General features: G+C 69.8%; 11 protein-coding genes. 4 read left to right on the forward strand and 7 right to left on the reverse strand.

Annotated elements, in window-relative coordinates:
- Positions 1-253: 253 nt before the first annotated feature.
- From rnhA to ispH, 3 genes are all read right to left on the reverse strand, one after another.
- Entirely contained in the window at positions 254-715 is a 462-nt protein-coding gene (gene rnhA / locus COA17_RS01785; RefSeq protein ID WP_066485363.1) for a ribonuclease HI, read from the reverse strand.
- On the reverse strand, positions 712-1,665 hold the full coding sequence (gene thrB / locus COA17_RS01790; RefSeq protein ID WP_066485364.1) for a homoserine kinase: 954 nt from the start codon (positions 1,663-1,665) through the stop codon (positions 712-714). The genes rnhA and thrB overlap by 4 nt, the downstream gene beginning before the upstream one ends.
- Before the next feature lie 80 nt (positions 1,666-1,745).
- Complete coding sequence (gene ispH, locus COA17_RS01795; protein ID WP_066485367.1) at positions 1,746-2,714, reverse strand: 4-hydroxy-3-methylbut-2-enyl diphosphate reductase; 969 nt, start codon at positions 2,712-2,714, stop codon at positions 1,746-1,748.
- Positions 2,715-2,856: 142 nt separating this feature from the next.
- Between ispH and COA17_RS01800 the strand changes: the two genes are divergently transcribed.
- Entirely contained in the window at positions 2,857-3,501 is a 645-nt protein-coding gene (locus tag COA17_RS01800; RefSeq protein WP_066485369.1) for a hypothetical protein, read from the forward strand.
- 111 nt (positions 3,502-3,612) lie between these two features.
- Here COA17_RS01800 and COA17_RS01805 read toward each other — a convergent pair whose 3' ends face one another.
- Positions 3,613-5,040, reverse strand: coding sequence for a DEAD/DEAH box helicase (locus tag COA17_RS01805; RefSeq protein WP_096609807.1), 1,428 nt, complete (start codon positions 5,038-5,040; stop codon positions 3,613-3,615).
- Positions 5,041-5,321: 281 nt separating this feature from the next.
- On the opposite strand from COA17_RS01805, the gene COA17_RS01810 reads away from it, so the two are divergent.
- Positions 5,322-7,433: an ATP-binding protein gene (locus COA17_RS01810; protein ID WP_096609809.1), complete on the forward strand. Its 2,112-nt coding sequence runs from the start codon at positions 5,322-5,324 to the stop codon at positions 7,431-7,433.
- 4 nt (positions 7,434-7,437) lie between these two features.
- On the opposite strand, the gene COA17_RS01815 is transcribed toward COA17_RS01810, so the two are convergent.
- Together COA17_RS01815 and COA17_RS01820 are read right to left on the reverse strand one after the other, a co-directional pair.
- Complete coding sequence (locus COA17_RS01815) at positions 7,438-8,742, reverse strand: methyl-accepting chemotaxis protein (protein ID WP_176484759.1); 1,305 nt, start codon at positions 8,740-8,742, stop codon at positions 7,438-7,440.
- Positions 8,743-8,883: 141 nt separating this feature from the next.
- A complete protein-coding gene (locus COA17_RS01820; protein WP_096609813.1) occupies positions 8,884-10,038 on the reverse strand; it encodes an acyl-CoA dehydrogenase family protein in 1,155 nt (384 codons plus the stop codon).
- 163 nt (positions 10,039-10,201) lie between these two features.
- On the opposite strand from COA17_RS01820, the gene COA17_RS01825 reads away from it, so the two are divergent.
- A complete protein-coding gene (locus COA17_RS01825) occupies positions 10,202-11,203 on the forward strand; it encodes a fumarylacetoacetate hydrolase family protein (protein WP_096609815.1) in 1,002 nt (333 codons plus the stop codon).
- A 2-nt stretch (positions 11,204-11,205) separates the two neighbouring features.
- Complete coding sequence (gene treF / locus COA17_RS01830; protein WP_096609817.1) at positions 11,206-12,747, forward strand: alpha,alpha-trehalase TreF; 1,542 nt, start codon at positions 11,206-11,208, stop codon at positions 12,745-12,747.
- A 17-nt stretch (positions 12,748-12,764) separates the two neighbouring features.
- Here the strand turns inward: treF and COA17_RS01835 are convergent, their stop codons facing one another.
- Complete coding sequence (locus tag COA17_RS01835) at positions 12,765-13,373, reverse strand: NAD(P)-dependent oxidoreductase (protein ID WP_096609819.1); 609 nt, start codon at positions 13,371-13,373, stop codon at positions 12,765-12,767.
- Positions 13,374-13,401: the final 28 nt, after the last annotated feature.

Genomic DNA, 13,401 nt, shown 5'->3' on the forward strand with positions numbered 1-13,401 from the left:
ACGATCTGCACCATCGTGATTGCGTCAGGAAGGTTGCTGGCGAGGAGCGGCGCGAAGCAGGGGCTAATTGCCCCTACGAGCGCCGCGACGACGTCCAGCGGCCTTCCTGACGCAACCCCTTCGGGGCGGGCCGATGTTGGCCCGCGGCGGCGTCGATCGTCCGTCACGGGGGCGAAGCCCCGTTCCTTCCTCACTCCTGGCCACGAACCAACATCGGCTCCGTCACGACGGCGCAGATCGGTCGGAAACCGCTCTAGCGGCGCGCGGCAGCGGCGACTGCGGCGTCACTGGCCAGCCGGTCGGCGCGTTCGTTGTCGGGATGACCGGCGTGGCCCTTCACCCATGTCCATTCGACACGGTGGCGGCGCGATGCCTCCAGCAGCGCCTGCCACAGTTCGGCGTTCTTCACCGGCTTCTTGTCGGCGGTCTTCCAGCCGTTCTTCTGCCAGCCGTGGATCCACTTGGTCAGCCCGTCCATGACGTAGCGGCTATCGGTGGACAGGCGGACGCGGCACGGGCGGGTCAGGGCGTTCAGCCCCTCGATCGCGGCCATCAACTCCATGCGGTTGTTGGTGGTCAGCGGCTCGCCGCCGGACAGTTCCTTCTCATGCGCGCCGGCGCGGATCAGCACCCCCCAGCCGCCGGGGCCGGGATTACCCTTGCACGCGCCGTCGGTGGCGATCTCCACCAGGGTCAGTTCCTCGCCGCCGCTCATGCGAAGGCGCCCGGATGGGTGCGATACCAGTCGAGCCGCCGCGCATAGGCGAGCGGATCCTTGCGCATCACCAGCGCGTCGGCGGGGGTGTGCAGCCAGTCCCACGCACGGCTGAGCAGGAAGCGGATGCAGGCGCCCTGCGCCAGCAGCGGCAGCGCCGCGCGCTCCGCCGCGGACAGCGCCGCGCCGTCGGCATAGCCGGCCAGCAACGCTGCGCCGATCGCGGCGTCGGCGGTTCGCCCGGTCGCATCGAAGGTCCATGCCGAATGCATGATCGCCAGGTCATAGGCGCGCACGTCGGTGCATGCGAAATAGAAGTCGATCAGCCCGCTGACCGTATCGCCCAGCATCAAGACGTTGTCGGGGAACAGATCGGCATGGATCGCGCCGACCGGCAGCGTGGCGGGCCATGCCGCCTCCACCTCGCGCAGCGCCGCGTCGACGCGCGCGAACAGGCCGGGGTCGATCGCGTCCATGTCGGCGCCCATCCGCTCGAGCAGCGGGCGCCAGGTGGCGATGCCCATCGAATTGGCGCGGGTGGGCGCGAAATCGGCGACCGCCATGTGCATGTCGGCCATGGCGCGGGCGGCGGCGTGCGCCTGCGCCGGCGTGGGATGCGACACCGACACGCCGGTCAGGAACCTGATGAGGCAGGCCGGGCGGCCCGCCAGTTCCTGGATCTCGACCCCGCCACGATCCTTGATCGCGGGCGGTACGGGCAGGCCCTTGTCGGCGAGATGATCGAGCAGCGCCATGAAGAACGGCAGGTCGTCCGCCGACACGCGCTTTTCGTACAGCGTCAGGATGAAGCGCGCGGCCGTGGTGTCGACCAGATAGTTGCTGTTTTCCACGCCCTCGGCGATGCCCTTGGCGGACACCAGTTCGCCGACGTCGTAGCGCGTGAGGAAAGCGGCCAGCGCCTCCGCGGAAACCTGTGTATAGACTGCCATGGTGTCACGTCATCCCGGCGCGCGCCGGGGCCTCCGGTGGTCAGGTGGGCGCCAGCCGCGAACGGGCCGGCGCGCGGGCGTCACGCGGCTTCGGCGGCGTCCAGCCCGCGCGGCAGCTTGAACGAGATCGTCTCGCGCGTGGTTTCCTCCTCGCGCTCGGTCACCGCGAAGCGCGTGGCGAGCAGGTCGACCAGCTCGCGCACCAGCAGTTCCGGCGCGGACGCGCCCGCGGTGATCCCCAGCGTGCCGACCCCGTCGAGGAACGACCAGTCGAGATCGGCGGCGCGCTGGATCAGCGCGGCACGGATCCCCTGCCGCTCCGCGACCTCGACCAGCCGCAGCGAGTTGGAGGAATTGGGCGCGCCAATCACCAGCACCGCGTCGCACGCCGAGGCGATCGCCTTGACCGCCGCCTGCCGGTTGGAGGTGGCGTAGCAGATATCCTCGCCACGCGGCGCCTGGACCGCGGGGAAGCGCGCTTGGAGCGCGGCGACGACCGCTGCGGTATCGTCCACCGACAGCGTCGTCTGGGTCAGGAAGGCGAGATTGGCCGGATCGGGCACCGTCATCGTCTGAACATCGGCGACGGTTTCCACCAGCGTCATCGCGCCGTCCGGCACCTGTCCGAACGTGCCGATCACCTCCGGATGGCCGGCATGGCCGATGAAGACGATGTGCCGCCCCATCGCGACCAGCCGTTCGGCCTGGCGATGCACCTTCGACACCAGCGGGCAGGTGGCGTCGAGATAGTCGAGGCCCCGGTCCTGCGCCGCGGCCGGCACCGATTTGGGCACGCCATGCGCGGAAAAGACCACCGGCGCGCCGTCGGGCACCTCGTCCAGCTCCTCGACGAACACCGCGCCCTTCGCCTTCAGCGAATCCACGACGAACTTGTTGTGGACGATTTCGTGCCGGACATAGACGGGGGCGCCGTGCTTCTCGATCGCCAGTTCGACGATGCGGATCGCGCGGTCCACCCCGGCGCAGAAGCCGCGCGGCGCGGCGATCAGCAGCTCCAGCGGGCGGCGGTCAGTTGCGGTTTCGGCCATGCCGCTGCGCTTACGCGAATGCTTGCTCCGGCGATAGTCGGTTCCTATGGTGGCCCACGATCCGGGGCCGTGTCCTGCCGTCTGGCGGGGAGCGGCCCCGAACCGTATGTGCCCAACGTGCCCAACAGTCCGGGATATTTTCGTGACCGCTCGCTCGCTCGCCGCCCCGCTGTTCCTCCTCATCGCCGCCGGTTGCGCGAAAAAGGGGGAAATCGACCTCACCGGCGGCGTGGGCATCACCTCGGTCCGCTCGGCATGCCCGGTCGTGGGCGTGCCCGCGGGCACCGGCGACGTGACCTTGTTCGATCCGCCCGCCAGCCGCGACGCCAGCGCGATCGACGTCGTCGCCGCGATGAGCGACGTGCGATCGACCTGCGACGATCAGGGCGACGACGTCATCACCCGCGTCACCTTCCAGGTGGACGCCCGGCGTACGCGCACCGATGCGCCGCGCGACGTGACGCTGCCCTATTTCATCGCGATCACCCGCGGCGGCAGCAATGTCGTCGCCAAGCGCGTCGGGCAGGTGCAGCTGCACTTCGATGCCGGGCAGGGCCGCGCCACGGCCTCGACCGAGGCGACCACAGCGGTCAGCCGCGCGCTCGCCACGCTGCCGCAGGAGGTGCGCGACCGGCTGACCCGCAAGCGCAAGGCGGGCGACGAGGATGCGGCGGTCGATCCGCTCGCCAGCCCCGAGGTGCGCGCCGCGGTCGCCTCCGCCACGTTCGAGGCGCTGGTGGGGTTCCAGCTGACCCCGGACCAGCTCAAGTATAACGCGACGCGCTGATCCGCGGACACGACAACGGCGGCACCCGGGACGCGGGGGCCGCCGTTTCCGTTTGAGCGGTGCGGGCGAAGCGGCCACCGGCGCGAACGCCGCCGCCCGCCCCGCGCGCGATCAGGCCGTCGGGCGCGCCGCGCCGCCGCCGCCGCCGGCACCACGACCGCGACCGCCACGACGGCGACGGCTGGCGTTGGCGTAGCGGCTTTCGCCCGGCTGCGACGATCCGCCGCCGCCGTTCTGGCCGCCGCGTGCATTCTGGCCGCGTGCCTGGGGCGTGCCGCCGGTCGCGCGCGGCTGATGCGTCGCCTTCGGGCGTGCCGGCGGACGGGCGCCGCGCGGGCGATCCTCACGCGGGGCGGGATCGGCACCGATCGCCTTCACGCGCTCGGCCTTGATCGCCTCGGCACGGCGCAGGAAATCCTCCGGCAGCGCGGCGACCGGCACCTTCTGGCGGGTCAGCTTTTCGATATCCTTCAGATACGGACGCTCATCCTCGGCGCAGAAGGCGATCGCCTCGCCGCTCGCCCCGGCGCGCGCGGTGCGGCCGATGCGGTGGACATATTGTTCCGGCACGTTGGGCAGTTCGAAGTTGAAGACGTGGCTGACGCCCGACACGTCGATGCCACGCGCCGCGATGTCGGTGGCGACCAGGATCGGCACCTCGCCCGACTTGAACAACGCCAGCGCACGCTCGCGCTGCGGCTGGCTCTTGTTGCCGTGGATCGCGCTGGCGGCGACGCCGTTGCCGGCCAGCAGCTTCACGACGCGGTCGGCGCCATGCTTCGTGCGGGTGAACACCAGCGCGCGGTCGATCGGCATGTCCTTCAGCAGGATCGTCAGCAGCGCCTGCTTTTCCTGCTGGTTGCAGAAGATCACCGACTGGTCGACCCGCTCCGCGGTGGTCGACTGCGGCACGACGCTGACGGTCGCGGGATCGGTCAGGAACTGATCCGCCAGCTGGCGGATCGACGGCGGCATGGTGGCCGAGAAGAACAGCGTCTGGCGCTTGCGGGGCAGCATCCGCACGATCTTCTTGAGCGCGTGGATGAAGCCCAGGTCGAGCATCTGGTCGGCTTCGTCGAGCACCAGGATCTCGATCATCGACAGGTTCAGATAGCCCTGCTCGACGACGTCGATCAGCCGGCCCGGCGTGGCGACCAAGATGTCGACGCCGCGCGCCACGTCGGTGCGGTTCTTGTTGATGCTGGTCCCGCCGAACACCGTCGCGACCGACAGTTTCGAAAACTGGGCGTAGCCGCGGGCATTGTCGGCGATCTGGCTGGCCAGTTCGCGGGTGGGGGCCAGCACCAGCATCCGGCAATGGGTGGGCAGGACGCGCTTGTTGGCGGCGACCAGCTGCTGGATCGACGGCAGCACGAACGCCGCGGTCTTGCCGGTACCGGTCTGCGCGATGCCCAGGAGGTCGCGGCCTTCCAGCAGCGTCGGGATGCTGTCGCGCTGGATCGGAGTGGGTTCGTTATAGCCCTTCGCGGCGAGCGCGCGGACGAGCGGCTCGGCAAGGCCGAGAGCGGAAAAAGGCATGAAATACAATCCTGTACGACGCCGACCCGACGCGCTGAAGCGCGTCGGTGGCGGGGAGAAGATGACACCCCGCGTGACTTGGGAAGCCGGTGAACATACTGACCGAAACGGAGCCTGGGCACGGGGCCCGATCACGCTGCCGACGTCTCGATATTGCTCCATGTGAATGGTGCGGCGCAAAAAGTCAAGGTGATCGCAAAGATCGCCCGCACCGGTGAACTACCGCGAAGCTGTCGTGTTCAGCCCCTGTCTCCCACAACTTGTAAGTCCTGTACCTGATCATGACCCTTTCGCCCGCCCCCCCGTCGCCGGCCCGCCGCCAGGCCGATGCCACCAGCGTCGGGCGCTGGGACTGGGATATCGTCGCCGATCGGGTGACGTCCGACGCGGGCTTCGCGGCGCTGTACGGCGTGCCCGCGGACGTCGCGGCGATGGGCGCGCCGCTGGCGGAATTCTTCGGCGGTATCCATCCCGACGACCGCGACCGGGTGCGCGCGGCGATCGGGGCGGCGATCGCATCGGGGGGCGTGTTCGAACAGGAATATCGTGTCGTCGGCGATGGCGGCCGCAGTCGCTGGCTGGCCGCGCAGGGCCGGGTCGAGCGCGATGACGCCGGCCGTGCGGTGCGCTTTCCGGGCGTCAGTTTCGACATCGATGCACGCAAGCGCGGCGAGCTGCGGCTGGCGGCGATCGTCGAACTGGGCGACCGGCTGCGCGAACCGGGCGATCCGGGCGACCTGGCGCTGGCGGCGGCGGAGGTGCTGGGGCGCGCGCTGGAGGTCAGCCGCGCCGGTTACGGCATCGTCGACCCGATCGCCGAGACGATCACGACCGAGCGCGCTTTCTGCGCGACGGGGATCGCGCCGTTGCCGCCGATCCTGCGGTTTCGCGACTACGGCAGCTATATCGAGGATCTGAAGCGCGGCGTCACCGTCGCGATCGAGGACGTGCGCGAGGATGCGCGCACCCGCGACACCGCCGAGGGGCTGCGCGAGCTGGCGGCGATGTCGTTCATCAACATGCCGATCACCGAACGCGGCGGGTTCGTCGCGCTGCTGTACCTGAACCATGCGGTGCCGCGCCCGTGGCTGTCCGACGAGCTGATGTTCGTGCGGGAGGTGGCCGAACGCACCCGCGATGCGGTGGAGCGGCGGCGCGCCGAACTCGAACTGGCCGCGCTCAACGCCCGGCTGGAGCAGGCGGTGGAATCGCGCACCGCCGAGCTGATGGTGGCCGAGGCGCAGCTGCGCCAGGCGCACAAGATGGAGGCAGTCGGCCAGCTGACGGGCGGACTGGCGCATGATTTCAACAACCTGCTGACCGGCATCTCGGGCGCACTGGAGATGATCCAAGTGCGGGTCGCGCAGGGGCGCGTCGGCGAGCTGGACCGCTACGTCAGCGCGGCGCAGAGCGCGACGCGGCGGGCGGCGGCGCTGACGCACCGGCTGTTGGCCTTTTCGCGGCGCCAGACGCTGGATCCCAAGCCGACCGACGTCAACCGGCTGATCCAGGGGATGGAGGAACTGATCCGCCGCACCGTCGGCCCCGCGATTTCGCTGGAGGTGGTCGGCGCGGCGGGGCTATGGCCGGCGCTGGTCGATCCCAACCAGCTGGAAAACGCGCTGCTCAACCTGTGCCTGAACGCGCGCGATGCGATGCCCGACGGCGGGCGGATCACGATCGAGACCGCCAACAAATGGATGGACGAGCGCGCCGCCGCGGCGCGCGATCTGCCGGCGGGGCAATATCTGTCGCTGTGCGTCACCGACACCGGCACGGGGATGAGCGCCGAGGTGCAGGCGCGCGCGTTCGACCCGTTCTACACCACCAAGCCGCTAGGCGAGGGGACCGGGCTGGGACTGTCGATGATCTACGGTTTCGCGCGCCAGTCGGGAGGGCAGGTGCGCATCTACAGCGAGCCGGGGCAGGGCACGACCTTGTGCATCTACCTGCCGCGGCATTACGGCGCCGCCGCGGCGGACGATGCCGCCGTGCGCGCGGTCGAGGATGCGCCGGTCGCGCGGGACGGGGCGACCGTGATGGTCGTCGACGACGAACCGACGATCCGCATGCTGGCGATCGAGATACTGTCCGAGCTGGGCTACACCATGCTGGAGGCGGGCGACGGTGCGAGCGCGCTGCGGCTGCTGCACGCGGGCGCGCGGCCGCACCTGCTGGTCACCGACGTGGGCTTGCCGGGCGACATGAACGGGCGGCAGGTGGCGGATGCGGCGCTGGCGCTGATCCCGGGGCTGAAGGTGCTGTTCATCACCGGCTATGCCGAAAATGCGGTGATCGGCAACGGCCAGCTGGCGCCGAACATGGCGCTGGTGACGAAGCCGTTCGCGATGGAGGCGCTGTCCGCCAAGGTGCGCGCGTTGCTGGCGGGTTGACGCCTCAGGCCGCGGTCAGCCCGTCAAGGAACGCGGCCAGCCGTGCGTCGATCGTTGCGCTGCGCGTCGCCAGGTCATGCGCCAGGTCGCGCATCGCGCCGGCATCGCTGTCGGCACCGCGCGTCCCGTCCAGGATGGTCGCGATGTTGCGTTCGATATGCGCCGCCGCAAGGCTGGCATCGTCGACATTGTCGCTGATGACACGCGCCGCGGCGCCCTGTTCGCGCACCGCCTCCATCACGCTCGCCGACAGCGCGTCGACCGCGCCGACCGCGGCGGCGACCGCGGCGTGACCGTCCGACACGTCGCCGATCGCCTCGCGGATCCGCCCGACATGGCCCGTGATCCCGGCGGCGGCGTGGCGGGTCTGTTCGGCCAGCGCCTTCACCTCCCCGGCGACGGTCGTGAAGCCGCGCCCGGCATCGCCCGCCCGCGCTGCCTCGATCGCGGCGTTGAGCGCCAGCATCGACGTCTGCTGCGCGATCGAATCGATCAGCGCGACGACCGTGTGGATCGCCTCGGCGGCGTCGGTCAGCGCGGCGACCTGCCCGGCGCTGCGGTCCGCCTGATCGACCGCGCGGCGGGTCGCGTCCTGCGCATCGGCCATCCGCCGTTCGACCGCGTCGAGCGAACCCGTTAGCGCGCGGCCGCGTTCGGCGATGCCGCCCAGGCTGGTGGCGGCCTGCCCGATCGCGCCGGCCACTTCGACGGTGCGCCGGCCAATGTCGCCGGCGCGTCCCGTCATCCGCTCCGCCGTCTCCTCGACCGTGGTGGCGGCCTGCCCCAGCCCGGCGATCAGTCGGTGCGCGTCGTCCTGGAACTCGGCCGACAGCCGGTCGATGCGGTCGGCGCGCGCGGTGCGGGCGGCGGTGATCGCACGGTCGCGCCGCGCCGCGATGGTCAACAGCGCCTGCTGGTCGACCACGCCGACGAACCGCCCCTTGGCCGTCATCACCAGTCCTTCGCCACCGTCGTCGGTGCGGCGGATACGCTCAAGCGCGAGCGAGACGGGGGCACCCGCCTCCACCACCGGGCAGGCACGACGCAGCGACGCGACGCCGATCGACAGGCTGCGATTGCATAACAGGGCATAGCCGAACGGGCTGAACAGCAGCGGACGCACGTCGCGCTCCAGCAGCGCGCCAGTCGGTCGCCCCTCGTCATCGACGATCGCGATCAGCCGCAGCGTCGGATGCGCGCGCAGCAGATGCACCGCATCGAGCAGCGGCGCATCGTCGGGCAGTGCGTGGCGATGGGTGATCCAGTCGGGCGCAACGGTGTCGCGGTCGACCAGCCTGTCACCTTCCATCCCGCGTCCCATCGACCGACCACCCCGCCTGCGTTGCGGGGAAGGCAGTAACGCGATGATGTGAAGACGGACTTTACCGTGTGTGACGGACAGATGACAGCGACACCCGCGATGGCGCGGGCGTCGCCATCGGAGCGGGCGTCACAATTTGCGCGCGATCACTTCCTTCATGATCTCGTTCGTGCCGCCGTAGATGCGGCTGACGCGCGCGCCGCGCCACATCCGCGCGATCGGATATTCGTTCATGTAACCCGCGCCGCCGTGCAATTGCAGGCACTTGTCCATCACCTCCCATTGCAGGTCGGTGTGCCACAGCTTGGCCGCGGCGCCTTCCTCGTTGGTCAGCTCGCCTTTCAGGTGGCGCGCGATCGCCCAGTCGAGATGCGCCCAGCCGACCTGCAGCTTGGCCTTCAGATCGGCGAGCACGAATTTCGTGTTCTGGAAATCGAACACCACGCCCTTGAACGCCTTGCGATCCTTCACGAAGGCGACCGTGTCGTCGAACGCCTTTTGTGAGGACGCCATCACGCTGACTGCGATCGACAGCCGTTCCTGCGGCAGCTGGCTCATCAGATAGACGAAGCCCATGCCTTCCTCACCCAGGCAGTTCGTGATCGGCACGCGCACGTCCTCGAAGAACAGCTCCGACGTGTCGGCGGCGTCCTGCCCGATCTTGTCGAGCTTGCGCCCCTTGCTGAACCCCTCGCGGTCGCTTTCGACCAGGATGATCGACATGCCCTTCCACGCCGGCTGTGCGTCGGGATCGGTCTTCGCCACGACCAGCGTCAGATCGGTGTTCTGGCCGTTGGTGATATAGGTCTTCGAGCCGTTGATGACGTAGTGGTTGCCATCCTTGCGCGCGGTGGTGCGGATCGCCTGAAGATCGCTGCCGGTGCCCGGTTCGGTCATCGCGATGGCGGTGATGACGTCGCCCGACACCATCTTGGGCAGCCATTCCTTCTTCTGCTCCTCGGAGCCGTAGGTCTCCATATAGCCGGCGACGATATCGGACTGGAGCGAGAAGCCCGCGGGGACGCCCGCATAGGCCATTTCCTCGTCGACGATCGCGTTATAGCCGAAATCGAGGCCCAGGCCGCCATACGCCTCCGGCGCGGTCGGGCACAGCATCCCGATCTCCCCGGCCTTTTGCCAGAACGCCTTGGGCACCAGACGTTCGCGTTCCCAGGTGTCGACGTGCGGCACGCCTTCCTTGGCCAGGAAGCTGCGGACCGTCTGGCGGAACGCCTCGTGATCCTCGGTATAGGCAAAGCGGCCGGCGACCGTGTCGAGCGTCATGATGATATCCCCTCCGGATAATAGGTTGCGCTTATCATGGGGGACGCGCGCGGCGGGTCAAGTAACTTTTGTTATGGCGGGGCGATAGGGCCCGCATCGCGACGTCGACGGTAGCGCGATCGGATCGTTCGGGTTACGACGAGCGCGAAGGAGATGGTTGCGCATGAAACTGGCTAGTCTCAAGCACGGGCGCGACGGGCAGCTCGTCGTCGTCTCCGACGATCTGGCATGGTATGCTGACGCCTCGCATATCTGCGCCACGATGCAGGCGGCACTGGATGATTGGGACCGGATCGCGCCGCATCTCCAGCTGCTGGCGACCGACCTGCGCAACGAGGCGATCCCGCGTGAGCGGTTCCATGAGCACGCCGCCGACGCGCCGCTGCCGCGCGCTTATCAATGGGCGGACGGCTCGGCCTATGTGAACCATGTCGCGCTGGTGCGGCAGGCGCGCGGGGCGGAGATGCCGGACAGCTTCTGGCAGGACCCGCTGATGTACCAGGGCGGCTCCGACGGCTTCCTGGCGCCGCGCGACCCGATCCCGCTCGCGGACGAGGCGTGGGGCTGCGACATGGAGGCCGAGGTGGTCGTCGTCACCGGCGACGTGCCGCAGGGCGCGAGCCGCGAGGAGGCGCTGGCGGCGGTGCGGCTGGTCGGGCTGACCAACGACGTGTCGCTGCGCAACCTGATCCCCGGCGAACTAGCCAAGGGTTTCGGCTTCTTCCAGTCGAAGCCGGCGTCGGCCTTCTCCCCCGTGTTCGTGACCCCGGATGCGCTGGGCGACTGGTGGCAGGGCGGCAAGCTGCACCGCAAGCTGATGGTCGACCTGAACGATGCGCCGTTGGGCCGGGTGGAGGCGGGCGAGGACATGACGTTCGACTTCGGCACGCTGATCGCGCACGCCGCGAAGACGCGCGCGCTGGGCGCGGGGACGATCGTCGGGTCGGGCACCGTGTCGAACCGCGACGCCGATGGCGGGCCGGGGCGTCCGGTGGCCGATGGCGGTGTCGGCTATTGCTGCCTGGCGGAGGTGCGCACCGTCGAGACGATCCGCACCGGCACCGCGACCACGCCGTTCCTGAAGAAGGGCGACACCGTGCGCATCTGGGCGGAGGACGATCGCCACCATCCGATCTTCGGCACCATCGAACAGACGGTCGCCTGACGATGCGGGCATGGAAGGTGTTGCCGCTGGCGGCGGTCGCGGCGGCGTGCGTCGAACAGCCGGCGGCGCGTCCGCCGGTGACCGCGCCGCCGCTGGCCGCGCCCGCGACCCCGGCGGATCTGTACGGCACGCTGTTCCAGGCCGTACAGATGCGGCGGATCTTCGCCGACGGGAAGACCTTCGTCGATGCGGTGCCACGGCGCGATCCCGCCGCGATCATGGCCGATTATCGCGCCGCCCCGCCCGCCGACGATGCCGCGCTGAAGGCGTTCGTGCTCGCCAATTTCGACGTGCCGGCGGAGGCGCCGACCGTCGCGCCCAGCGCCGAGCGCCCGCCGCTGGCCGACCATATCCGCGCGCTGTGGCCGCAGCTGACGCGCCCGCCGCTGGTGCCGCGGGCCGGTTCCTCCGCGCTGGCGTTGCCGCGGCGCTATGTGGTGCCGGGCGGGCGGTTCCGCGAAATGTATTATTGGGACAGCTATTTCACGATGCTGGGGCTGGAGTCGGACGGCCACGGCGACCTGACGCGCGACATGATCGAGGATTTCGTGTCGCTGGTCGCGCGCTACGGCCATGTCCCCAACGGCACGCGCAGTTATTACGTCAGCCGATCGCAGCCGCCGTTCCTGTACCTGATGATGGGGCTGGTCCCCGATGTCGACCGCGCGACGCAGGCGCGCTGGCTGGACGCGCTGATCGCCGAACATGGTTTCTGGATCGCGCAGCGCAGCGTCGCGATGCCCGATGGCGCGACGTTGCAGCGTTATGGCGACGCGCGGTTCACCCCGCGCGACGAATCGTGGCGCGAGGATGTGGAGACCGGGGCGGGCGACCGGCAGCGGTACAACGACCTGCGCGCGGGCGCGGAAAGCGGCTGGGACTTTTCCTCGCGTTGGCTGGCGGACGGGCGGACGCTGGCGACGATCGACACGACGCGGATCGTGCCGGTCGATCTCAACAGCCTGCTCTACGGGATGGAGCGCGCGATCGCGACGCGGTGCCGCGCGCTGGGCCGGGCCTGTGCAGGCGATTTCGACCGGATGGCGGACACGCGCCGCGCCGCGATCGAACGCTGGCTGTGGAGCGCGGACGAGGGGCGCTACGGCGATTTCGACCTGACCGCCGGGCGGCTGCGCGCGGGCGTGACCGCGGCGACCGCCTATCCGCTGTTCACCGGGGTCGCCGCGCCCGGTCGCGGCGCGCGTGCCGCCGATACGATCGCGCGCGTGCTGCTGGCGCCCAACGGCCTGCGTACCACGACGGTGGCGACCGGGCAGCAATGGGACAAGCCCAACGGCTGGGCGCCGCTGCAATGGATCGCGGTCGGGGGCGTGGCGCGATACGGCCGCGACGACGTGGCGCGGATGATCGGCACGCGCTTCCTGGCGACGGTGGAGCGCGAATATCGCGCGTCGGGCAAGCTGCTGGAGAAGTACGACGTCGAGGAAAGCCGCCCCGGCGGCGGCGGCGAATATCCGACGCAGGACGGCTTCGGCTGGACCAACGGCGTCACGCGCGCCTTGCAGGAGCGGTTTGCGCGCTGAGCGGCGCGCAATTTGCCTCAATAGGCGGCGGTGAAGCGGGCGCGGGGGTGGCGATGCTGTTCCAGTTCGTCCGCCATGGCGATCGCATAATCGGCGAAGCTGATCCGGCTCTGCCCCTGCGCATCGGTGACGAGGCGATCGGTGCCGGTGCGATAATGGCCGAGCCGCGGTCCCTCCTCGATCAGCGCGGCGGGCGAGAAGAACGTCCAGTCGATGCCTGTCTCGTCGCGCAGCGCGTCGAGGAAGCGGATCCCGCCCATCGCGAATTCGCGCCATTCGTCGGGAAAATCGGGCGAATCGATCAGTCTTTGGCCGGGAGCGACCTCCAGGCTGGCGGCGCCACCCGTCACCAGCAGGCGTGGCACGCCGGCGGCGCGCAGCGCGGACAGCAGCGTGTCGGCGGTGACGTCGAAGTGCAATGCGCTGACGACCGCGTCATGCCCGCGGATCAGCGCGGTTAGCGCGGCGGGATCGGCGGCATCTCCGGCGACGGCGGTGACGCCCGGCGCGGCGGCGATCGCCTGCGGCTTGCGCGCGACTGCAGTCACCTGATGTCCACGCGCCGCCAGTTCCCTGGTGATCTGCGATCCGGCGCGTCCGCTGGCGCCCAGTACGGCAACCTTCATATCTCGACTCCTAGGTTTCCAATAGTGA

Source organism: Sphingomonas ginsenosidimutans (genome assembly GCF_002374835.1).
Classification (GTDB): Bacteria; Pseudomonadota; Alphaproteobacteria; order Sphingomonadales; family Sphingomonadaceae; genus Sphingomonas; species Sphingomonas ginsenosidimutans.